This window comes from Streptomyces sp. NPDC057939 (assembly GCF_042887545.1).
GTDB lineage: Bacteria > Actinomycetota > Actinomycetes > Streptomycetales > Streptomycetaceae > Streptomyces.
The window spans coordinates 29,477-49,087 of record NZ_JBHVPG010000019.1; the positions used below are offsets into that span (position 1 = coordinate 29,477).

The window sequence follows — 19,611 nt, forward strand, 5'->3', positions numbered from 1 at the left end:
GGGGGGGGGGGTGGGGGGGGGGGGGGGGGCGCCGGCGGCCCGCCCCGCCCGCCCCGCCCGGGATGTCGGCGCCCGGCCCGGCTCCCTCAACCCGCGCCCTCCTCGCGCCTGCGGCGTCGGTGGGCCGCGACGCGGGCGCGCGTGGAGCAGGTGGTGGAGCAGTAGCGGCGGACGCTGCCGGGGCCCGTCCCGAGGAAGAGCCGCCCGCAGCCCGTGGCCGCGCAGGCCCCCCAAACGACGCGTCCGTGCTCGGTGAGCAGTTGCGCCAGGGCGAGGGCGCCGGAGGCCAGGAACCAGTCGCCCCAATGGGCCCCGTCGCCCCGGTCGACGTGCAGGTGCCAGGGGTGGCCGTCGTGCCGGGTCAGCCGGGGCCGGGTCCCGCACTCCTCCAGCAGGACGTTGAGGGCCTCGGCGGCTCGGTCCTCGTCGGTCTCGGCGAGCACCCCGGCCATTCGGAGCGCGGCGGCCCGCAGTTCGACCGCGTCCGCCTCGCCGAAGGCCTCGGGGGTGAGATCGGCCGGGTGTTCGCCGTGCCGGGCGAGCAGGGCGGCGAGGCCGTCCCGCGCGAGTGCGGGGTCGACGCGGACCGCCTCGGAGCATTCGATCAGCCGCCGGGCCGCCGAGAAGCCCTCACCCGCAGGACCACCCGCGTTCCGTGCGCCTGCCATCGTCGGATCCTTTCGCCGTACACCCACATGACGTAACGTCTTTCCTCGGCAACACGTTACACGCGGTGCGGGTCGGTACCGGAGGGGGTACGGGGCATGGGTGGGTTCGGGAGGTACCTGGGGGCGGCGCTGGCGGCGCGGTTCGCCTCCGAGGGCATGGGCATGGCGGTGGTGCTGCTGGCCCTGGAGCGCACGGGGAGCGCGGCGCACGGGGCGTTCGTCCTGACGGCCTGGCTGGCCCCGCACGTCCTGGCGGCGCCCCTCGCGGGCGCCGCCGCCGCCCGCACCCGGCGGCCCCGGCTGTTCCACGTGGGCGCGCTGGCCGGGTTCACGGCCGCGACGGCCGCGCTGGCGGCGCTGCTGGGCCGGGCGCCCTGGCCGGCGGTGCTGGCCGTGGCGGTGCTCGGCGGGACCTGCGGGCCGATGGTGACGGGCGGGCTGTCCAGCCTCGTCGCCTCGTTGGTGCCGGAGGGGCCCGGGCGCGACCGGGCGTACGGCTGGGACGCGTCCACGTACAACGCGGCGGCGGTCACGGCGCCCGCCGCGGTCGGCACGATCACGGCGTTGGCCTCGGCCGGCCCCGCGATGGCGTTGCTGACCGCCTCCGGCGCCCTGGCGGCGCTCCTGGCGGCGACCCTCCCGTACGAGGCCCCCGGCGCGGCCCGGCCGCAGGACGGTCCCCGGGCCGGGCTCGGTGCGGGCCTCGCCGCGCTGTGGCGGGTCCGGGAGCTGCGGGCGGTCACCTCGGCGACGACCCTGGCCTTCGTCGGCGTCGGGGCGCTGACGACCTGCTCGGTGCTGCTGGCCGCGGAGCTCGGCAGCCCGGGCGCGGGCGGGGTCCTGATGACGGCCTTCGCGGTGGGGGCGTTGGCCGGCTCGTTGACGCTGGGCCGGATCACCTCCGTGGCGCCGGGCAGGCTGGCCCGCTGGGCGATGGCCGGGACCGGGGCGGCCCTGGCGGCGGCCGCGTTCGCCCCGTCGGTGCCCGCGACGGCCGCGCTGTTCGCGGTGGCCGGGGTGTGCGACGGACCGCTGCTGACGGCGACGCTGCGGATCCGTTCGCAGTACGCGCCGGACGGGGTGCGGGCGCAGGTCTTCACCCTGGGGGCGGGACTGAAGCTGACGGCGGCCTCCGCGGGCGCCGCCCTCGTGGGGCTGACGGCCGCGGCCCCGGCGTGGACGCTGCTGCTCGGGATCGCGGTGCTCCAGCTCGTGGCCGCCGCCCTGCACCTGCTGGTGGTGGCCCGCGGTCCCGTGCCGGAGGCCGTTACAGGGCCGTCGGCAGGTTCCGCCAGAGCCGTGTCCGGTCGGGGGACTCCCGGAGCGCCCTGAGGGCGGCCGGGTGCGGGGCGGCGTACAGCTCGGGGTAGTCGCTCTCGCCGAGGTCCGGGCGCACGGGGAAGGCGAGCCGTTCGCGGTCGAGGTCGAAGCGGGCGTCGACGCCGGGCTTGTTGCCGCGGGCGTCGAGCCGGGACCAGCGGGCGGTGCCGGGCAGCCGCAGGGCGATCAGGCCGTGGATCATGTGCGCGGCACCGTCGTCGGCGAGGAGTCGCTGGTAGCACAGGGCCGTGGGGATGCCCCGGGCGCGCAGCAGCGCGGCGAGGGCGTGGGACTTGGCCAGGCAGATGCCGTTGCGCGTGCGCAGGACGTCGGAGGCCCGCCAGGTGACGCGCTCGTCGCCGGTGTCGGCGGAGTGTCCGACGGTGTCGCGGACGAAGCCGTAGGCCACTTCCGCGTAGGTCCGGTCGTCGCCGGTGGCCGTCCACAGGGCGTCGGCGGTCTCGCGCACGAAGGGATGGTCGTGGTCTACGGCCTCGTCCGCCACCACATAGGCGTCGAGGTCGGCATGCTGCTGGATCATTTCCATGATCCAGCAGCATATCTATGCGCTCTCGCGCATGCCTATTGATTTATCGGCGGGCCGGGTCAGCGCGCCAGCTCTTCCTTCAGCGCCTGGAGGAAGCCGTCCACGTCCTCTTCCTGGGTGTCGAACCCGCACATCCAGCGGACGTCGCCGGCGGCCTCGTCCCAGAAGTAGAAGCGGTAGCGCTCCTGGAGCCGCCGGGTGACCTCGTGCGGCAGGCGGGCGAACACCGCGTTCGCCTGCACCGGGTAGAGGATCTCCACGCCGTCGGTCTCCCGCACGCCGGCCGCGAGCCGCTGCGCCATGGCGTTGCCGTGGCGGGCGTTGCGCAGCCACAGGTCCTTGGCGAGCAGCGCCTCCAGCTGGACGGAGACGAAGCGCATCTTGGACGCGAGCTGCATCGACATCTTGCGGATGTGCTTCATCTTGCGGACGGCGTCCGGGTTCAGCACGACCACGGCCTCGCCGAACATCATGCCGTTCTTGGTGCCGCCGTACGACAGCACGTCCACGCCGACCGTGTTCGTGAAGGTGCGCATCGGCACGTCGAGCGAGGCCGCGGCGTTGGCTATGCGGGCGCCGTCGAGGTGCACCTTCATGCCGAGGCCGTGGGCGTGGTCGCAGATCGCCTTGATCTCGTCCGGCGTGTAGACCGTGCCGAGCTCGGTGTTCTGGGTGATCGAGACGACCTGGGGCATGGCCCGGTGCTCGTCGTCGAAGCCCCAGGCCTCCTGGTCGATCAGCTCGGGGGTGAGCTTGCCGTCCGGCGTGGGAACGGTGAGCAGCTTGAGGCCGGCCATGCGCTCGGGGGCGCCGCCCTCATCCACGTTGATGTGGGCGGACTTGGCGCAGATCACGGCGCCCCACCGGTCGGTCATGGCCTGGAGGGCGACGACGTTGGCGCCCGTACCGTTGAAGACCGGGAAGGTTTCCGCGTACGGCCCGAAGTGACTGCGGAAGACCTTCTGCAGGTTCTCGGTGTACTCGTCCTCGCCGTACGACACCTGGTGACCGCCGTTGGCGAGGGCGATGGCCGCGAGGACCTCCGGGTGCACCCCGGCGTAGTTGTCGCTCGCGAACCCGCGCACCGCGGGGTCGTGGTGGCGCCGCGCGTCGGTCTTCACGGCATCGGTCCTCACGGTTGCGGAGTGAGCCACAGACGCTGTCCGTTCACCTCGGAGGCGGGCCGCTCCCACACGCCGGCGATGGCCTCGGCCAGCTCCGCGACGTCGGTGAAGCCCGCGAACTTCGCATTGGGGCGCTCCGCGCGCATCGCGTCGTGCACCAGTGCCTTGATGACCAGGATCGCAGCCGCGGCCTGCGGGCCGTCCTCGCCGCCCGCCTTGCGGAAGGAATCCGCCATGGCGAGGGTCCAGGCCTCGGCGGCCGCCTTGCCGGCGTTGTAGGCGGCGTTGTTGGCGACCGGCTTGTGCGCGCCGGACTGGCTGATCAGCACGTATCGGCCGATGTCGCTGCGCAGCAGGCCGTCGTGGAAGGCGAGCGAGGTGTGCTGGACGGTGCGGATGAGGAGCTTCTCCAGGAAGTCCCAGTCCGCGAGGTCCACATCGGTGAACGTCTTGCTGCCGCGCCAGCCGCCGACCAGGTGGACGACCCCGTCGAGGCGGCCGAACTCCTTCTCGGTGTGCTCGGCCCACGCCTTGGTGGCGTCCAGGTCGAGCAGGTCGACGGTGTCACCGGTGATGGTGGCGCCGCCGTGGGCGTAGCGGGCCGCGTCGACGGCCTCGGCGAGGCGTGCCGGGTCGGCGTCGGAGGCCACGACCACCGCGCCCGCCTCGGCGAGGCGGAGCAGCGTGGCGCGCCCGGCGGGGCCGCCGGCTCCCGCCACCGCGACCACCGCTCCGTGGAGCTTGCCGTTGCCGTTCACGGAGCCGTTCATCTGTGCAGCCTCCTGCGGAGCGGTGCTCATGCGGCGGCCCGGCCGGCCGTCTCGGCGTTCAGGGCGGTGATGCCCTTGGTGGAGGCGATCACGCCCTTGAGCTTCTTGGCGAGGGCCTCGTAGAACATGCTGAGCGGAAACTCGTCCGGAAGCACGTCGTCCACGAGCTTGCGCGGCGGCTGCGTCGTGTCGAGGGCGTCGGCACCCTTGGCCCACTTGGATCCCGGGTGCGGAGCCAGGTAGGTGGAGACGAGCTCGTACGCCTTGAACCAGTGGACGAGCTTCGGGCGGTCGATGCCGGCCCGGTAGAGGTCCTCGATCTCGGCGCAGAGCTGGTTGGTGACCTGCGGGGCGCGCATCCAGTCGATCTTCAGCTTGTTGTCCGTCCAGCGCACGACGTCGTGCTTGTGGAGGTACGCGAAGAGCAGCTGGCCGCCGAGACCGTCGTAGTTGCGGTTGCGGTCGCCGGACACCGGGAAGCGGAACATCCGGTCGAAGAGGACCGCGTACTGCACGTCGCGGCCGTGCTCGTTGCCCTCGGACTCCAGCTTCACGGCCTCCTTGAAGGCGGTGAGGTCGCAGCGCAGCTCCTCCAGGCCGTACATCCAGAACGGCTGGCGCTGCTTGATCATGAAGGGGTCGAACGGCAGGTCGCCGTGGCTGTGGGTGCGGTCGTGGACCATGTCCCACAGGACGAAGGCCTTCTCGCAGCGCTCCTGGTCCTCGACCATGGCGGCGATGTCCTCGGGCAGCTCGATGCCGAGGATGTCCACGGCGGCGGCGGTCACCTTGCGGTAGCGCGCGGCCTCGCGGTCGCAGAAGATGCCGCCCCAGGTGAAGCGCTCGGGGGCCTCGCGGACGGCGATGGTCTCCGGGAAGAGGACGGCGGAGTTCGTGTCGTAACCCGGGGTGAAGTCCTCGAAGGTGATGCCGAGGAAGAGCGGGTTGTCGTAGCGGGTGCGCTCCAGCTCGGCGAGCCACTCGGGCCACACCATCTTGAGCGCGACGGCCTCCAGGTTGCGGTCCGGGTTGCCGTTCTGCGTGTACATGGGGAAGACCACGAGGTGCTGGAGCCCGTCGGCGCGCTCGGCGGCGGGCTGGAAGGCCAGCAGGGAGTCGAGGAAGTCCGGGACGCGGAAGTCGTCGGCGGCCCACTTGCGCAGGTCGGCCACGAGGGCCTCGTGGTACGCGGCGGCGTGCGGGAGCAGCGGCGACAGCGTCTCGACGGCGGTGATCACGCGCTCCACGGCGGCCATGACGGTGGCGCGGGCGTGCGCGCCCTCCGCCTCGAAGTCGATGGAGCCGTCCGCGCTCTGCCAGGGACGAATCTCCTCCACGGCGGCCTTGAGCTCGGGCCACGCCGGGTGGTCGACCACCCGCGCGCCAGCGGTTATCACGGCACCGCCGACACCCGGCACAAGAGTTTCCGTCATGTCACTTCCTCCACAGGAGAACCTCACGTCGGCACAGGGTAGGCATGGGAGGCTCTCCCGCTCAAGAGGAAACTCAGGAAATTATCCTGCGCCACCCCCTTCTTTGCCGGAAGTCTTCCCGTCGCCGAGCATGGAAGCCATCACTCCGCATCATTCGGGGCCACTCGACCCGACTCCGCGCAGCGGTGCGTGTCCCCCTGTTCGCGCTCCGCGACCGGAGAAGTGAGGAATGACCTTTTCACCCCATTGTCGGATGGTTTCCAAGCACGCCTCCTGCGGCACCGTGCCCATCTGGATGAGACACATCACCTCGTCCGCGCCGGCCGCCTCCAATCGCTCCACGTAAGCGATGGCGTCGTCCGCGCCGCCGTAGGCGTGGTCGGGGTTGAAGGTGGCCGTGGCCGTGGGCCGGACGGGGATGTCCAACTCGTGCAGCCGCGCCACGACCTGCTCGGCCGCCCGGCGCATGCCGGCCTCCTCGTCGGCACCCGCCACCACCGCCTCGTCCGGAACGCCGGCGCCGCCGTACCAGTGCCCGATGGACTGCGCGAAGAACCGCTGCCCCCGGATCCCGACGCGGCGGGCCTCCTCCGGGTCCTCCAGCACGATCGTCGGGCAGAGCACCGAGAAGTGGTCGTTGACCACCGTGGACACGAAGGCGCTCCCGTCCCGCCCCGCGATCGCCGCGTCGTAGACGGCCCGCATGCCCGCGATCGACTCCGGCCCGGCGAAGCCCATCACGAGCGCCCCGACCCCCAGCTCCGCCGCCCGCACCAGGGTCTCACCCCGGCTGCACGCCAGGAACAGCGGCGGATGGGGGGTCTGCGCCGGGCGCGGCAGGATCGGGTGCGGCGCGATGTCGAGCAGTTCGCCGTGGTACTCCAGCTCCTCCTCCTGCCAGGCCCGCCCGATGATCCGCAGCGCCTCCTCGACCTCGGCGGTGGTCCGCTCCCGGTCGACACCGCACAGCGAGGTCTCCTGCTCCGTCCCGCCGCGCCCGGCCCCGAGGTCGAGCCGACCGCCGGACAGCAGGTCGAGCATGGCCGCGCGCTCGGCGACCCGGACCGGGTGGTTGAAGTTGAACGGCATGCACACGACTCCGTGCCCGATGCGTATGGTGTGCGTCCGGGCCGCGATGAAACTCAGGAAAACCTCCGGGGCGGACATGTGGGCGTACCACTTCAACGAGTGGTGCTCAACGGCCCAGATCCGGTCGAATCCCATGCGTTCGGCCAGTACTGCCTGCTCGACGCAGTCGCGGATGACCTGGTGCTCCCGCTCCACGGTCGGGTCGGCCAACTGCGCTTCGAAGATCACGGAGAATTTCACGATGCCTCCAGGGTTGCGTCCCGTGCCCGGTCTCACTTCGATTCGGAATATGACTAGTAGTCAGGAACCGAAGAAGCAAGACCTCCCGCCCACCGCGTGGGCGGTGCTCGGTCTGCTCTCGTTCCCCGGCGAGCGCACCGGGTACGAGCTGAAGAAGTGGGCGGACTCCTCCCTCCGTTTCTTCTACTGGTCGCCCGCGATCAGCCAGATCTACGCGGAACTGCGACGGCTGGAGGACCTGGGGTACGCGGTCTCCGTGCGCTCGGGACCCGAGGAGGCGCGTGCCAAGCGCCGCTACGCGATCACCGACGCGGGCCGCGAGGCCCTGACCGGATGGGCGGGCGACACCGCGCAGGCGGGCCCGCCGGTGCTCAAGCACGGTCTGCTGCTGCGGATCTGGCTGGGGCACCTGGCGGAGCCCGAGCGGCTGCGCGCGATGGTGACGGACCACATGGAGCGGACCCGGGGCGAACTGGCCGCCGTACGGGAGGCCATGGAGCACGCGGCGGACGTGGCGGAGTGGGCCTTTCCCACGCTGGTCCTGCGCTGGAGCGAACGGCAGCACCTGGCCGAACTGGAGCTGGCCGGCGCCCTGCTGGCCGACCTCGCCGGGGCGGCCCCGGCGGAAGGCCGGAACCCGCAGCGGGCCCAGGGCCCGGAGGAGCCGTAGAACCCTCCTCGGGGCGGGTGGACCAACCGCGCAAGGGTGACCTCCGCCGCCCCCGCGCGGCCGCCCGTCAAGCCGGTGGGGACGCGCCCACGCCCGGGTGACGACGGCGGAGCGGCACGCGCCCGCCCCGGCGCGCACGGCCCCGGCGGGAAGCGGCCGGACGGCCGATCCGGGCCCCCGCACGCCCGGTCCCTTCGCGGGCGGGGCGCACTAGCATGCGTCCTCACCGCGCGCGGCCGGTCGGGACACCGCGACCGCGCGGGGAGCCGCCGTCGACGGAAGCGAGAGAACCTTGACTTTCCTCACCATCGGTCATCGCGGGGTCATGGGTGTCGAACCGGAGAACACCCTGCGGTCGTTCGTCCGCGCGGAACGCTGCGGGATGGACGTCATCGCGCTGGACCTGCGCCTCAGCAAGGACGGCGCCCTCGTCGTCCTGCACGACGCGGAAGTGGACCGCACCACCGACGGCTCGGGTGCCGTCGCCGACCTGACCCTCGCCGAGCTGCGCGCCCTGGACGCCGGGCAGGGCGAGCGCCCGCCCCTCCCGGAGGAGGTGCTGGACGCGGTGGGGGTCCCGCTGCGGATCTCGGTGCACGACCAGCGCACCGGGGCCGCGCTCGCGGAGCTCCTGGCGCGCCGGGACCTGACCTCACGGGTGGAGGTGGCCTCGCGCGACGGCGCGGTGCTCACCACCGTGGCCCATCTCGCGCCTGGCGTCCGGACGGTGCTGCACGCGGAGCGGCACGGGGCGGACGTCGTGGATCGGGGCCTGGCCGCGGGGGCGCGGACGCTCGACCTCGACATCCGCCGCATCACCCTGGAGACCGTGGAGGCGGCGCACGCGGCCGGACTGCGGGTGACGGGGTGGACGGTCGACACGCTGGACCGGCTGCGGCTGGCGCGGGCGCTCCAACTGGACGGCGCCGTCACCGGCCTCCCGGAGATCCGCAGCACCGGCCGCTTCACGGCCTGACCGAACGGCCCGAACGAACGGCTTGTCCGAACGAATTGTCCGAACGGCCCGACCCGACGGCCGGGCCCACGGGGCGGGTTGCCCCGCAGTGCCTCAGAGCGACTTGACGAGCAGCTCGAAGGCCAGGTCGTCGCGGCGCGGCTCGCCGAAGCGCGCGTCGCCGTAGGGGAAGGGGCTCAGTTCGCCGGTGCGCACGTACCCGCGGCGCACGTAGTAGGCGATGAGCTCCTCCCGTACGTTGATCACCGTCATCCGCATTTCCTCGGCCCCCCACGTCTCGCGGGCGCGGCGCTCCGCCTCGGCCAGGATCTCCTTGCCGAGGCCGCCGCCCTGGAGGCCGGGGCGGACGGCGAACATGCCGAAGTAGGCGTACTCCCCCCGGTGTTCGAGCTGGCAGCAGGCGACGATCCCACCCGCGCGCTCGACGACGAGCAGCACGCCGTCCTTGTTCTCGATGACCGCGCGGACACCTTCCGGGTCGGTGCGCTGCCCGTCCAGGTAGTCGGCCTCGGTGGTCCAGCCCGCCCGGCTGGCGTCTCCGCGGTAGGCGGATTCGACGAGCACCACCAGTTCCGGTACGTCCGCCTCCACGGCGGCACGGAAGCTGAGGGCGGCGGGCTGTGCGGTGGACATCGGGCGCTCCGTTCGATGCGGTGGCATATGACATGCCTGGTGAGGCATGGAGAGCGTAGCGCGGGGCGGCGTGAGCGCGGTGTCGGGCGGGCATTCCTTCCCGTGACGCCGACGAACCGGGAGGTTCCGCCGTGCACGGTCCCGCCATGCCGTTCTCCTCCTCCGCCCTGTCCGCCTGGTTGCTCGTGCTGCTGTGCGCGGTGAGCGGTGCCTACTGTCTGCTGCGGGCGCGCAGAGCGGGACGCCCCGAGCGCGGCCCGGCGGCCGGCGAGGCCGTGATGGGTTTCGGGATGGCGGCGATGGCCGCACCCTCGGGGATCGGCGCGTGGGGTCCGGGGATCCTCCTCGCCGTGTTCGGCGGGGCGACGCTGCACGCCCTGTGGATGCTGCGCGGCGGGGCCCACCACGCGCACCACCTCGTCGGCTCGCTGGCGATGACCTACATGGCGCTGTCGATGACCGCCGGACACGGGCACGGCCGGGCCGGCCTCCCGGCGGTGACGGGCGCGCTGCTCCTCTACTACGCGGGCTACGTGCTGCTCGGCGGAGCCCGGCTGGTGGCGGCCGGGGGCGGCGATTCCGTCGGCGCGGCCGGCGGCGGCGGGCGGTCCCTCGTGGTGGCCGGCGGACCCGGGGACCTCATCCCCGCGTGCCGACTCGCCATGGGAACGGGGATGTTGGCGATGCTGCTGACCATGTGACGGCCCCGACCCGCGAGGTCGGGGACAACGGGCGGCGGGCGCGTCGCGGGACGTGTCCTGCGTCACCAATACCCCAGGACCGTACCGGCGGGCAGGGGTGCGCTCATAGGCTGGCGGCCATGATGGTCCCCGCCGTTCTCCTCCTGCTCGGCGCACTGACCGCGGTGCTCGCACCCCGTCTCCTGGCCCGGGCCCAGTGGCCCGATCGCGAACCCGTCGTCGCGCTGTGGGCGTGGCAGTGCGTGGTCGGCGCGACGCTCCTGTGCCTGGCCCTGTCGATGCTGCTGAGCGCGGCCGCCGCCTGGCAGGCCGTACGGGGTCGGCTGTTCGCGGCGGCCCCGCACGGGGTCGTCGACGCCTACGCGCTGGGTGCGGCGGGCGGCCCGTGGGCCACCGGCACCGCCCTGGCGCTGGCCTGCGGGGGCCTGTGGACCGGCGCGATGCTGACGCGGGAGGTGCTGCGGGCCCGGGCCCGGCGGCGCGCCCGGGACGCCGAGCTGTCGGTCCGCGCGCCGCTGCTGCCCGGCGAGGAGCCGGTGGCCGGGCGGCTCGTCGTCCTGGAGGGACCGCGGCCGGAGGCCTGGTGGCAGCCGGGGGCGGTACCGCAGCTGGTGGTGACGACGGCGGCACTGGGCCGACTCAAGGGCAGCCAGTTGGACGCCGTGCTGGCGCACGAGCAGGGGCACGCGGCGGCCCGGCACGACTGGCTGCTGCACTGCTCGCGGGCGCTGTCGCGGGGGTTCCCGCAGGTGCCGGTGTTCGCCGCGTTCGAGGCGGAGATGCACCGGCTGGTCGAGCTGGCCGCCGACGACGTGGCCTCACGTCGCTACGGGCGCCTGACGATCGCGCTGGCCCTGGTCGGGCTGAACGAGGACCGCGGGGTCTTCGGCCCCTCCCCCACCGCGCAGGCGCACGTGCCGCAGCGCGTGCGGCGGCTGCTGTCGGCCTCGCCCCGGCTGTCCCCGGGCCGCCGGTTGCGCCTGACGGCGCTGGCCACCCTGGTGCCGGCCGTGCCGCTGCTGGTCGCCTTCGTACCGGGACTCAGCGCGCTGAGGTGAGGGAGGCGTTCCGCTTGCTGCGAGGATCGGGGCATGCGGAACAACCGGTTGGGGAAAACGGGGTCGGCCTGTGCGGCCGCCGCGGCCGTGCTGACCGTCCTGGTGGTGATCCGGTGGCAGCCGCTCATCGGCCTCGACGAGGACGTCGCGGGGGCGCTGCACCCGTACGCCGTCTCCCACACCGCGGTCACCGGGCTGATGCGGGTGCTGAGCGATTGGATCTGGGACCCCTGGACCATGCGGGCCCTGGCCGCGGCGGCCTTCGGTTGGCTGTGGTGGCACGGGGACCGCGTACGCGCCGTGTGCGTGGCCGCGGGCACCCTGGTGGCCTCGGCGGTGCAGCAGGGGTTGAAGGCCGCCGTCGGCAGGGAGCGCCCGCAGTGGCCGGATCCCGTCGACTCCGCGCACTACGCGGCCTATCCCTCGGGGCACGCGATGACGGCCACGGTGGTGTGCGGTCTGCTGCTGTGGCTGATGCCGCGGACGGTCGCGCGGCCGGTGCTGTACGGCGCGTGGACGGTGGCCGTCGTCTCGGTGCTCGGGGTCGGCCTCACCCGGCTCTACCTGGGCGTCCACTGGTTCTCGGACGTCCTCGCGGGCTGGCTCCTGGGCGTGGCCCTGGTTGCCCTGGTGGCGCTCGCGGCGTGCCGGTGTGCCTGCCCGGGGCGATCCCCCGCGTCGCCCCGAACAGACGACACCGTGCGCTGAGTATATTGGCCCGGAGCCAGTCAACGCAGGAGTAAGCATGTCCCCGCGCAGCGCATCGGTCAATGAAGAATTGCGCAGACGTTCCCGGGAGCGGCTGCTGCAGGCCACGGTCGAGCTGGTGTCCGAGCGCGGCTTCGAGGCCACGACGCTCGGCGACATCGCCGACCGCGCCGGCGCCGCCCGCGGCCTGGTGTCGTACTACTTCCCGGGGAAGCGGCAGCTCCTGCAGTCCGCCGTGCACCGGTTGATGCACCTGACCCTGGAAGCGGCGCTGGAACGGGAGCCGCGGAGCGCGGACGGCCGCGAGCGGCTGGCCCGGGCCATCGACGCGGTCCTCGGGCTGGCCCGGGACCACCCCCGGCTGATGCGCACGCACATGGCGGGGATCCTCGCGGCCGAGGGCTTCATCCAGTGCCCGGAGCAGCAGCGCCTCGCGGAGCTGCTGCGGGACACCGTCACCCGGTACGGCTCGGCGGACGTGGACACGGACTATCCGCTGCTGCGGGCCCTGCTGATGGGTGCGGTGGTGGCGGTCCTGCTGCCGGGGGCACCGATGCCCGGGCCCCGGCTGCGCGCCGAGCTCTTCCAGCGGTACGGACTGGACTGGGAGCTCGGTGTCCCGCCGGACGGCGGACCGCCCGGCGGGACGTTCGTGTGACGCCGGCGCGCGCGACGACCGGCGCGGTCGGGGTCAGCGGTAGTCGGGCTGGGTCTGCACGTTGAGGCGGTCCATCCGCACCCACTTGGCGCTGTCGGTGCGCCAGTCGTCGAGCCGTAGCACGTCGAGGCCCTTGACGATGTCGTTCGAGTAGATGTGCCCGTTGTAGTAGTACGCCGACCAGGAGCCGCCGAGGCCGAGCGCGTCGGTGGTCAGCGGGCCGCGTTCGAAGTAGCCGATCTCCCTGGGGCGGGTGGAGTCGGTGAAGTCCCACACCGAGACGCCGCCCTGGTACCAGGCCTGGACCATGATGTCGCGGCCGCCGCCGACCGGGATCAGCGAGCCGTTGTGGGCGACGCAGTTCTCGGTGTCGGCCTGGTGGCGCGGGATCTTGAAGTAGCTCTTGAAGACGAGCTTGCGCTGGTCGCCGCGGCCGGTGATGTCGTAGATGCCGTCGGCGCCCCGGTTCGGTCCGGTCGCCTCGTTGCAGGTGGCGCCGCCACCGCCGCCGAGCTCGTCGGTGAACACCACCTTGTTCGCGCGCTCGTTGAAGGTGGCCGAGTGCCAGAAGGCGAAGTTCACGTTGTCCTGGACCCGGTCGATGACCCGGGGCTGTTCCGGCCTGGTGATGTCGAAGAGGATGCCGTCGCCCATGCAGGCGCCGGCGGCCAGGTTCTTGGAGGGCAGCACCGTGATGTCGTGGCAGCCGGTGGTCTTGGAGACCCCGGGGTTGGCGGGCGCGCCCGGGTTGCCGCCGTCCGGGAAGAGGACGGGGAAGCCGACGACGGCGGCCTTGGTGGGGGCCTTCTTGGGCACCTTCACCACGGAGATGCCGTCGTGCGGGGGCTTGCAGTCCGGGAAGGCCTCGTTCGGGGAGTAGGAGGCGACGTAGAGGTAGAGGTCACGGCCGCCCGGCACCAGCGTGTGCGTGTGGGAGCCGCAGGCCGTCTCGACGGACTTGATGTACTTCGGGTTCTTCTTGTCCTTGATGTCGAAGATCTTGATGCCCTCCCAGGAGGACTTCTCCGTGGCCGGCTGCGAGACGCTGTTGCAGGAGTCGTCGCTGCGCGAGGAGTCCGTCGACAGGAAGAGCAGGTCCCCGGAGACCGAGATGTCGTTCTGGCCGCCCGGGCACAGGACCTGACTGACCACCTTCGGGGACTTGGGATTGGCGATGTCGTAGACGGTGAAGCCGTCGTAATTGCCCGCGTAGGCGTACCTGCCCTCGAACGCCAGGTCGGTGTTGATGCCGTTGGGGTTGGCACTGGGGATGTTGGCCAGCGGTTTGATGTTGCGACTGTGGACGATCTCGTCCTGGCCGGGGATCTCGCCGGGGGCGAGTTCGCGGTCCGGGGCGGAAGCGGCGCTCCGTCCGGAGCCGGCGCCCGGCCGTAAGTCCCCGGGGTCGGGGGTGGCGGCCGCCGGTCCGGCGGTCGCCAGGAGCGTGGTCAGGAGTCCGGCGGCGGCCAAGGCCACTCCCAGACTCCGGTGGCGCACTCTGACGGTGTGCAGCGAGGTCACTGTGCCTCCCGTGGGGGCCCGAACGTCCCGTTCCTCGTGGGAACGGAACCTGGACCCCGGCAGTATCGTCGTTTCCATGGACATGGCAAATGCATTGGTCGGCCGATTCCTGGCGGCGGCGCTGGCCGCCGGACTCCTCCTCGCCCTCACCGGATGCGAGGACGACGGCGCCGCGGACGCGGCGGGCGACGGGGCGGCGGTGGTGGTCGCGCCCGGCAGACCGGGCGAGAAGGCCCGCACCCTCACCCCCGAACAGGCCGCCCGGGAACGCCCCGACGACAGCCCCAACGCCGCCGACCACACGTACGTGCGCGACATGACCGAGCACCACCGCCAGGCCCTCGCGATGAGCGCGCTGGCCCCGGAACGCGCCTCCGCGGAAGGGGTCAAGCGGGTCGCGGAGCGGATCGCGGCCGCGCAGGGACCCGAGATCGGCGCCATGGAGAAATGGGTCGCCCGGCACCCGGCGCCCGCTCCCCACGCCGGCGGCCACGACCACGCGACCATGCCCGGGATGGCGACGCCCCAGCAACTGGAGCAGTTGCGCGACGCCAGGGGCGCCGACTTCGACCGGCTGTTCCTGACGCTGATGACCTCGCACCACGAGGGCGCGCTGAAGATGGCGGGCGAGGCGCTCTCCCGGGGGAACAACGTGGCCGTCGAGGAGATGGCGACCGAGGTGGTGGCCACCCAGAGCGCCGAGATCCACCGGATGCGCGCGATGGGCTGACGGGTCCGGGGGCCGGTGTCATGCTGGGTGCACCTGCGGGAGGAGCTCCGCCGTGCTTCGTGTCGCCGTCGTCGGTTCGGGCCCGAGCGGGGTCTACGCCGCCCAGGCACTGGTCCAGCAGCGTGAGGTGCCCGGCGTACGGGTCGACGTGCTGGACCGGCTGCCGGCCCCGTACGGCCTCGTGCGGTACGGGGTGGCCCCCGACCACGAGAAGATCAAATCGCTGACCGGAAGCCTGCGCACGGTCCTGGAGGAGGACCGGATCCGCTTCCTCGGGAACGTGGAGGTCGGCTCCGGGCCGCTCTCCACGGCCCGGCTGCTGGAGCTCTACCACGCCGTCGTCTACTGCGTGGGCGCCGCCCGCGACCGGCTGCTCGGCATCCCCGGCGAGGAACTGGCCGGCGTGCACTCCGCCACGGCCTTCGTGTCCTGGTACAGCGGCCATCCGGACGCCGCCCCCTTCGACCTGGGCGGTGTCCGCTCGGCCGTGGTCGTCGGCGCCGGGAACGTCGCGGTGGACGTGGCCCGGATCCTGGCCCGGGGCGCGGCGGACCTGGCGCCGACCGACATGCCCCAGCCGGCGCTCGGCGCGCTCGCCGGCAGCGGGGTCCGGGAGGTGTCCATGGTGGCCCGACGCGGCCCCTCTCAGGGCCGGTTCACCACCAAGGAACTCCGCGAACTGGGCACGCTCCCGGGCGTCGGGATCCGGGTCGACGCCGCGGAGGCGGCCCTGGACCCGGCGTACGCGGACCCCGGCGCGGCGGCGGCCCTGCCCGCGGTGGCCCGGCGCAACGTCGAGGTGCTGCGCGGCTGGACCGCACCGGGGTCGGGCGCAGGGCAGCCCCGACTCCTCACCCTGCGGTTCCACCTGCGGCCCGCGGAGGTGCTGGGCGGACCGGACGGCCGGGTGCGGGCCCTGCGTTTCGAGCGGACCGCGCCCGACGGCCGGGGCGGCGTCACGGGCACCGGCGCCTACGAGGACCTCCCGGCCGAACTGGTGCTGCGTTCGGTGGGGTACCTGGGCGTGCCGCTGCCGGGGCTGCCGTTCGACGCGGCGCGGGGAACCGTGCCGCACGCGGCGGGCCGGGTGCTGCGCGCGGGCCGGGCCTCGGTCGGCGAGTACGTGGCGGGCTGGATCAAGCGCGGGCCGACCGGGGTGATCGGCACGAACCGGCCCTGCGCCAAGGAGACGGTGTCCTCGCTGCTCCAGGACGCGGGCGCGCTCGCACGCCGCGAGCTCCCCCGGGACCCGCTGGACGCGCTGCGCGCGGCGGGGCTGCGGCCGGTGGAGTGGCCGGGATGGCTGGCCATCGAGACGGCCGAGGCGGAACTCGGCCGCTCACTGGGACGCCGCTCGGTGAAGATCCCCGACTGGGCCGGCCTCCGGGGCGCGGCGGGCCTCGCGTAGGGTCGCCGAATCCTTTACCGATCAGGGGAGTTGGCGATGGGGCACACCGTACGACGGGGTACGTACGCGGCACTGACCGCGCTGGCGGGAACCGCGCTGCTGGTGGGCTGCACGGAGGAACCCCGGACGCAGGCCCTGCCGGGCCCGACGGCCACGACGACGGCCGTCCCCCAGGAGGCGACGGCCCTGGCCGAGCGCTACAGGGCGGCCGGCGGGGACCCGGACGTGTACGGGATCCGGATCGAGGACGGACCGGAGGGCGTGCCACGGGTGGTCGTGCGGACCCGCAACGAAGACAGCAGCGGCACCCTCTTCGACCTGCAGTCGGCCTCGGTCATGACCCACCTGACGACGAGGGAGGGAGCCTCCTTCGAGAACGGCTACCTCATGGACGTCTTCGGCCCCGACGGCAGGATCATGCACCGCATGGACGCCCGACCCTAGGGCCTGCCGTCACGATCGCGTCGTCGCCCGGAGGGCCGTTCCGGGCAGGCGGGACGCCTCGGCGTCGGCCGCCGCCAGGACGCTGTCCAGCAGGCCGGGGAAGAGGGACTGGAGTTCGGCGCGGCGCAGGCCGTTCATCTTGGCCGTGCCGCGGTAGGTCTGCCGGACGACGCCGCTCTCGCGCAGGACGCGGAAGTGGTGGGTCGTCGTCGACTTGGTGACCGGCAGGTCGAAGTGGGAGCAGGCCAGTTCGGCGTCCGTGGCCGCGAGGTCCCGGACGATGGACAGCCGGAGCGGGTCGGAGAGCGCGTGCAGGACCCCTTCCAACCGGATCGCCGCCGGATCGGGGTGTTCGAGGACACGGGCCGCGTCACGTTCCGTCATGTCCTGCTCCGCTCGTTCGGTCGGTCGGTGGGCCGGGGGCACCGGACCCGCCGCGGGCCCATCGTACGAGAACCGTCGTAGGACGGGTGGGGGTGCGGCGCGGGGCGTGGGGGCCGCCGCGCCGCACCGGTTCACCAGGCGCGGTGGTACGGCTCCGGCGTGGGGATCTCCGCGCCGAGTTCGAGGGCCGCCCGGCGGGCCCAGAACGGGTCTCGGAGCAGCTCGCGGCCGAGCAGGACGGCGTCCGCCTCGCCGTTGGCGAGGATCTTCTCCGCGTGCTCGGGTTCGGTGATCAGGCCGACGGCGGCGACCGGCAGGCTCGTCTCCGCCTTGACGCGGGCGGCGAACGGTACCTGGTAGCCGGGGCCGAGCGGGATCGTCACGCCGGGGGCGAGGCCGCCGGTGGACACGTCGAGCAGGTCCACGCCGCGTTCCTGGAGGAGTCCGGCCAGTCGGACGGTGTCGTCGGCGGTCCAGCCGTCGTGCTCCAGCCAGTCGGTGGCGGAGATGCGGAAGAACAGGGGGAGTTCCTCGGGCCATTCGGCGCGGACGGCCTCGACGACTTCGAGGGCGAAGCGGGTGCGGTTCTCGAAGGAGCCGCCGTAGGAGTCGGTGCGCCGGTTGCTGTGCGGGGAGAGGAACTCCCCGATGAGGTATCCGTGGGCGCCGTGGACCTCGACGACCTCGTAACCCGCCGCGAGGGCGCGGCGGGTGGCGGCGGCGAACTCGCCGATGATCGTACGGATCTCGTCGGCGGTGAGCTCGTGCGGCACGGGCTGGCCCTCGGCGAACGGGACCGGGCTGGGGGCGTCGGGCTGCCAGCCGTGCGCTTCCGGGCCGACGGGCCGGCCGCCCTTCCAGGGGCGGTCGGTCGACGCCTTTCGCCCGGCGTGGGCGATCTGAATGCCCGGGACGGTTCCCCGCGCCTTGAGGAAGGTGGTGATCCGGCGGAGCGCCTCCACCTGGGTGTCGTTCCAGATGCCCAGGTCGTAGGGGGAGATCCGGCCACCGGGGGAGACCGCGGTGGCCTCCTGGATGATCAGGCCGGTGCCGCCGGTGGCGCGGGCAGCGTAGTGCGCGAAGTGCCAGTCGGTGGCCACGCCCGCGCCAGGGCCGGCGGGCTCGGCGCTGTACTGGCACATCGCGGCCATCCAGACGCGGTTCGGGACGGTCACCGAACGCAGGGCGTAGGGCTGGAACAGGGCTGTGAAGGCGGCGGGTGCAGCACTCATGGGGCTCTCCAGATGTCACCGGACGCGCACCGGGGATCGGCGCTAAGTACGAGAAACACCGTACTACGAAATCCCTCGTAGTACGAGACTTCCCGTACAACGAGGTCCGGGTGACGCGCGTGCCGCGCGGCCCGTGTCGGCGGGCGGGTGCAGACTGGCTGGAAAGCTGTCGTGAAGGACAAGGACGTCCGGAGGTGTCGGCCATGACCGACGTGCTACTGCTCGTGGGCACCCGCAAGGGGCTCTTCATCGGACGACGTGCGGGCACCGGCCCCTGGGAGTTCGACGGACCCCATTTCAACGCCCAGGCCGTGTCCGCGGTCGCGATCGACCGCCGGGGACCCTCCCCCCGACTGCTGGTCGGCGGTGACAGCACCCACTGGGGCCCCTCCGTATTCAGCTCCGACGACCTCGGCGCGAGCTGGCGCGAACCGGCCGCCGCCGCCGTGAAGTTCCCGCAGGACACGGGCGCGTCCCTGGAGCGCGTCTGGCAACTGCACCCGGCCGGCCCGGAGGCCCCGGACGTGGTCTACGCGGGGACCGAACCGGCCGCCCTGTTCCGCTCCACCGACCGCGGCGAGTCCTTCGAGCTGGTGCGCCCCCTGTGGGAGCACCCCAGCCGCTCGGCCTGGGAGCCGGGGGGCGGCGGCGAGGGGCTGCACACCGTGATCACCGACCCCACCGACCCCTTGGCGGTGACCGTCGCCGTCTCCACCGCGGGGGTGTTCCGCACCCGCGACGGCGGGGAGAGCTGGTCCCCGGCCAACCACGGGGTCTCGGCGGTGTTCCTGCCCGACCCGAATCCCGAGTTCGGCCAGTGCGTCCACAAGATCGCCCAGGATGCCGGGAACACCGACCGGCTGTACCTCCAGAACCACTGGGGCGTGTACCGGAGCGACGACGCCGGCTCGCAGTGGACCGACATCGGCGCCGGACTGCCCTCCGACTTCGGCTTCGCCGTGGCCGCCCACCCGCACCGGCCCGACACCGCGTACGTCTTCCCGCTCAACGCCGACTCCGACCGGGTCCCGGCGGAGCACCGCTGCCGGGTCTTCCGCACCCGGGACGCGGGCGCCACCTGGGAGCCGCTCTCCAAGGGCCTGCCTGCCGGCGACCACTACGGCACCGTGCTGCGAGACGCCCTGTGCACGGACGACGCCGACCCGGCGGGCATCTACTTCGGCAACCGCAACGGCGAGCTCTACGCCGGCCACGACGACGGCGACAGTTGGCAGTTGCTCGCCGAACACCTGCCGGACGTGTTGTGCGTGCGGGCCGCCGCGCTCGGTTGAGGCAT

General features: G+C 73.1%; 21 protein-coding genes. 11 read left to right on the forward strand and 10 right to left on the reverse strand.

Going from position 1 to position 19,611, the window contains the following annotated elements; all coding sequences use genetic code 11:
• Positions 1-86 precede the first annotated feature (86 nt).
• On the reverse strand, positions 87-668 hold the full coding sequence (locus ACFVS6_RS21285) for a CGNR zinc finger domain-containing protein (RefSeq protein ID WP_389705845.1): 582 nt from the start codon (positions 666-668) through the stop codon (positions 87-89).
• A 96-nt stretch (positions 669-764) separates the two neighbouring features.
• Between ACFVS6_RS21285 and ACFVS6_RS21290 the strand changes: the two genes are divergently transcribed.
• Positions 765-2,000 (forward strand): MFS transporter, encoded by a 1,236-nt coding sequence (locus ACFVS6_RS21290; protein WP_389705847.1) that lies wholly within the window; start codon positions 765-767, stop codon positions 1,998-2,000.
• Here the strand turns inward: ACFVS6_RS21290 and ACFVS6_RS21295 are convergent.
• The 5 genes from ACFVS6_RS21295 to ACFVS6_RS21315 form a co-directional block, all read right to left on the reverse strand.
• Positions 1,936-2,535, reverse strand: coding sequence for a transglutaminase family protein (locus tag ACFVS6_RS21295; RefSeq protein ID WP_389705849.1), 600 nt, complete (start codon positions 2,533-2,535; stop codon positions 1,936-1,938). The two genes, ACFVS6_RS21290 and ACFVS6_RS21295, sit on opposite strands and share 65 nt — an antisense overlap.
• A gap of 59 nt (positions 2,536-2,594) precedes the next feature.
• On the reverse strand, positions 2,595-3,656 hold the full coding sequence (locus ACFVS6_RS21300; protein WP_389705850.1) for a threonine aldolase family protein: 1,062 nt from the start codon (positions 3,654-3,656) through the stop codon (positions 2,595-2,597).
• A gap of 11 nt (positions 3,657-3,667) precedes the next feature.
• Positions 3,668-4,429 carry an SDR family NAD(P)-dependent oxidoreductase gene (locus ACFVS6_RS21305; protein WP_389705852.1) on the reverse strand — a complete coding sequence of 254 codons (762 nt, stop codon included), beginning with the start codon at positions 4,427-4,429 and terminating at the stop codon, positions 3,668-3,670.
• Between the two features lie 26 nt (positions 4,430-4,455).
• A complete protein-coding gene (locus tag ACFVS6_RS21310; protein WP_389705854.1) occupies positions 4,456-5,862 on the reverse strand; it encodes a DUF6421 family protein in 1,407 nt (468 codons plus the stop codon).
• 150 nt (positions 5,863-6,012) lie between these two features.
• Positions 6,013-7,191, reverse strand: coding sequence for an LLM class flavin-dependent oxidoreductase (locus tag ACFVS6_RS21315; protein ID WP_389705856.1), 1,179 nt, complete (start codon positions 7,189-7,191; stop codon positions 6,013-6,015).
• Positions 7,192-7,240: 49 nt separating this feature from the next.
• Here ACFVS6_RS21315 and ACFVS6_RS21320 point away from each other — a divergent pair, with 49 nt between their 5' ends.
• Both ACFVS6_RS21320 and ACFVS6_RS21325 read left to right on the forward strand, forming a co-directional pair.
• Positions 7,241-7,861, forward strand: coding sequence for a PadR family transcriptional regulator (locus ACFVS6_RS21320; protein ID WP_389705858.1), 621 nt, complete (start codon positions 7,241-7,243; stop codon positions 7,859-7,861).
• A gap of 292 nt (positions 7,862-8,153) precedes the next feature.
• A complete protein-coding gene (locus ACFVS6_RS21325) occupies positions 8,154-8,837 on the forward strand; it encodes a glycerophosphodiester phosphodiesterase (protein ID WP_389705860.1) in 684 nt (227 codons plus the stop codon).
• Positions 8,838-8,930: 93 nt separating this feature from the next.
• On the opposite strand, the gene ACFVS6_RS21330 is transcribed toward ACFVS6_RS21325, so the two are convergent.
• On the reverse strand, positions 8,931-9,470 hold the full coding sequence (locus ACFVS6_RS21330) for a GNAT family N-acetyltransferase (protein WP_389705862.1): 540 nt from the start codon (positions 9,468-9,470) through the stop codon (positions 8,931-8,933).
• Positions 9,471-9,616: 146 nt separating this feature from the next.
• On the opposite strand from ACFVS6_RS21330, the gene ACFVS6_RS21335 reads away from it, so the two are divergent.
• The 4 genes from ACFVS6_RS21335 to ACFVS6_RS21350 all read left to right on the forward strand — a co-directional run bounded on the left by ACFVS6_RS21335 (position 9,617) and on the right by ACFVS6_RS21350 (position 12,595).
• Entirely contained in the window at positions 9,617-10,171 is a 555-nt protein-coding gene (locus ACFVS6_RS21335) for a DUF5134 domain-containing protein (protein WP_389705864.1), read from the forward strand.
• A gap of 119 nt (positions 10,172-10,290) precedes the next feature.
• Complete coding sequence (locus ACFVS6_RS21340) at positions 10,291-11,229, forward strand: M56 family metallopeptidase (RefSeq protein WP_389705865.1); 939 nt, start codon at positions 10,291-10,293, stop codon at positions 11,227-11,229.
• Between the two features lie 33 nt (positions 11,230-11,262).
• Positions 11,263-11,937 carry a phosphatase PAP2 family protein gene (locus ACFVS6_RS21345; RefSeq protein WP_389705867.1) on the forward strand — a complete coding sequence of 225 codons (675 nt, stop codon included), beginning with the start codon at positions 11,263-11,265 and terminating at the stop codon, positions 11,935-11,937.
• A 37-nt stretch (positions 11,938-11,974) separates the two neighbouring features.
• The gene (locus tag ACFVS6_RS21350; RefSeq protein WP_389705869.1) at positions 11,975-12,595 is read left to right on the forward strand and encodes a TetR/AcrR family transcriptional regulator; all 621 of its coding nucleotides are present in this window, start codon (positions 11,975-11,977) and stop codon (positions 12,593-12,595) included.
• A 33-nt stretch (positions 12,596-12,628) separates the two neighbouring features.
• Here ACFVS6_RS21350 and ACFVS6_RS21355 read toward each other — a convergent pair whose 3' ends face one another.
• Positions 12,629-14,116: an LVIVD repeat-containing protein gene (locus tag ACFVS6_RS21355; RefSeq protein WP_389705871.1), complete on the reverse strand. Its 1,488-nt coding sequence runs from the start codon at positions 14,114-14,116 to the stop codon at positions 12,629-12,631.
• A 76-nt stretch (positions 14,117-14,192) separates the two neighbouring features.
• On the opposite strand from ACFVS6_RS21355, the gene ACFVS6_RS21360 reads away from it, so the two are divergent.
• From ACFVS6_RS21360 to ACFVS6_RS21370, 3 genes are read left to right on the forward strand one after another with little or no spacing between them, the layout of a single operon-like run.
• A complete protein-coding gene (locus ACFVS6_RS21360) occupies positions 14,193-14,846 on the forward strand; it encodes a DUF305 domain-containing protein (protein WP_389705873.1) in 654 nt (217 codons plus the stop codon).
• 52 nt (positions 14,847-14,898) lie between these two features.
• Positions 14,899-16,254 carry an FAD-dependent oxidoreductase gene (locus ACFVS6_RS21365; protein WP_389705875.1) on the forward strand — a complete coding sequence of 452 codons (1,356 nt, stop codon included), beginning with the start codon at positions 14,899-14,901 and terminating at the stop codon, positions 16,252-16,254.
• Positions 16,255-16,290: 36 nt separating this feature from the next.
• Positions 16,291-16,698 carry a hypothetical protein gene (locus ACFVS6_RS21370; RefSeq protein WP_389705876.1) on the forward strand — a complete coding sequence of 136 codons (408 nt, stop codon included), beginning with the start codon at positions 16,291-16,293 and terminating at the stop codon, positions 16,696-16,698.
• A gap of 9 nt (positions 16,699-16,707) precedes the next feature.
• Here the strand turns inward: ACFVS6_RS21370 and ACFVS6_RS21375 are convergent, their stop codons facing one another.
• Positions 16,708-17,082, reverse strand: coding sequence for an ArsR/SmtB family transcription factor (locus ACFVS6_RS21375; protein ID WP_389705878.1), 375 nt, complete (start codon positions 17,080-17,082; stop codon positions 16,708-16,710).
• A 131-nt stretch (positions 17,083-17,213) separates the two neighbouring features.
• On the reverse strand, positions 17,214-18,314 hold the full coding sequence (locus tag ACFVS6_RS21380) for an NADH:flavin oxidoreductase/NADH oxidase (RefSeq protein WP_389705879.1): 1,101 nt from the start codon (positions 18,312-18,314) through the stop codon (positions 17,214-17,216).
• A gap of 203 nt (positions 18,315-18,517) precedes the next feature.
• Between ACFVS6_RS21380 and ACFVS6_RS21385 the strand changes: the two genes are divergently transcribed.
• A complete protein-coding gene (locus ACFVS6_RS21385) occupies positions 18,518-19,606 on the forward strand; it encodes a WD40/YVTN/BNR-like repeat-containing protein (protein WP_389705881.1) in 1,089 nt (362 codons plus the stop codon).
• Positions 19,607-19,611: the final 5 nt, after the last annotated feature.

What these genes read in the sequence shown, in the direction of transcription:
- ACFVS6_RS21285 (WP_389705845.1), bottom strand. Translation starts at nt 668, where the DNA reads ATGGCAGGCGCACGGAACGCGGGTGGTCCTGCGGGTGAGGGCTTCTCG.
- ACFVS6_RS21290 (WP_389705847.1), top strand. Translation starts at nt 765, where the DNA reads ATGGGTGGGTTCGGGAGGTACCTGGGGGCGGCGCTGGCGGCGCGGTTC.
- ACFVS6_RS21295 (WP_389705849.1), bottom strand. Translation starts at nt 2,535, where the DNA reads ATGGAAATGATCCAGCAGCATGCCGACCTCGACGCCTATGTGGTGGCG.
- ACFVS6_RS21305 (WP_389705852.1), bottom strand. Translation starts at nt 4,429, where the DNA reads ATGAACGGCTCCGTGAACGGCAACGGCAAGCTCCACGGAGCGGTGGTC.
- ACFVS6_RS21310 (WP_389705854.1), bottom strand. Translation starts at nt 5,862, where the DNA reads ATGACGGAAACTCTTGTGCCGGGTGTCGGCGGTGCCGTGATAACCGCT.
- ACFVS6_RS21320 (WP_389705858.1), top strand. Translation starts at nt 7,241, where the DNA reads ATGACTAGTAGTCAGGAACCGAAGAAGCAAGACCTCCCGCCCACCGCG.
- ACFVS6_RS21330 (WP_389705862.1), bottom strand. Translation starts at nt 9,470, where the DNA reads ATGTCCACCGCACAGCCCGCCGCCCTCAGCTTCCGTGCCGCCGTGGAG.
- ACFVS6_RS21335 (WP_389705864.1), top strand. Translation starts at nt 9,617, where the DNA reads ATGCCGTTCTCCTCCTCCGCCCTGTCCGCCTGGTTGCTCGTGCTGCTG.
- ACFVS6_RS21340 (WP_389705865.1), top strand. Translation starts at nt 10,291, where the DNA reads ATGATGGTCCCCGCCGTTCTCCTCCTGCTCGGCGCACTGACCGCGGTG.
- ACFVS6_RS21345 (WP_389705867.1), top strand. Translation starts at nt 11,263, where the DNA reads ATGCGGAACAACCGGTTGGGGAAAACGGGGTCGGCCTGTGCGGCCGCC.
- ACFVS6_RS21350 (WP_389705869.1), top strand. Translation starts at nt 11,975, where the DNA reads ATGTCCCCGCGCAGCGCATCGGTCAATGAAGAATTGCGCAGACGTTCC.
- ACFVS6_RS21360 (WP_389705873.1), top strand. Translation starts at nt 14,193, where the DNA reads ATGGACATGGCAAATGCATTGGTCGGCCGATTCCTGGCGGCGGCGCTG.
- ACFVS6_RS21370 (WP_389705876.1), top strand. Translation starts at nt 16,291, where the DNA reads ATGGGGCACACCGTACGACGGGGTACGTACGCGGCACTGACCGCGCTG.
- ACFVS6_RS21375 (WP_389705878.1), bottom strand. Translation starts at nt 17,082, where the DNA reads ATGACGGAACGTGACGCGGCCCGTGTCCTCGAACACCCCGATCCGGCG.
- ACFVS6_RS21380 (WP_389705879.1), bottom strand. Translation starts at nt 18,314, where the DNA reads ATGAGTGCTGCACCCGCCGCCTTCACAGCCCTGTTCCAGCCCTACGCC.
- ACFVS6_RS21385 (WP_389705881.1), top strand. Translation starts at nt 18,518, where the DNA reads ATGACCGACGTGCTACTGCTCGTGGGCACCCGCAAGGGGCTCTTCATC.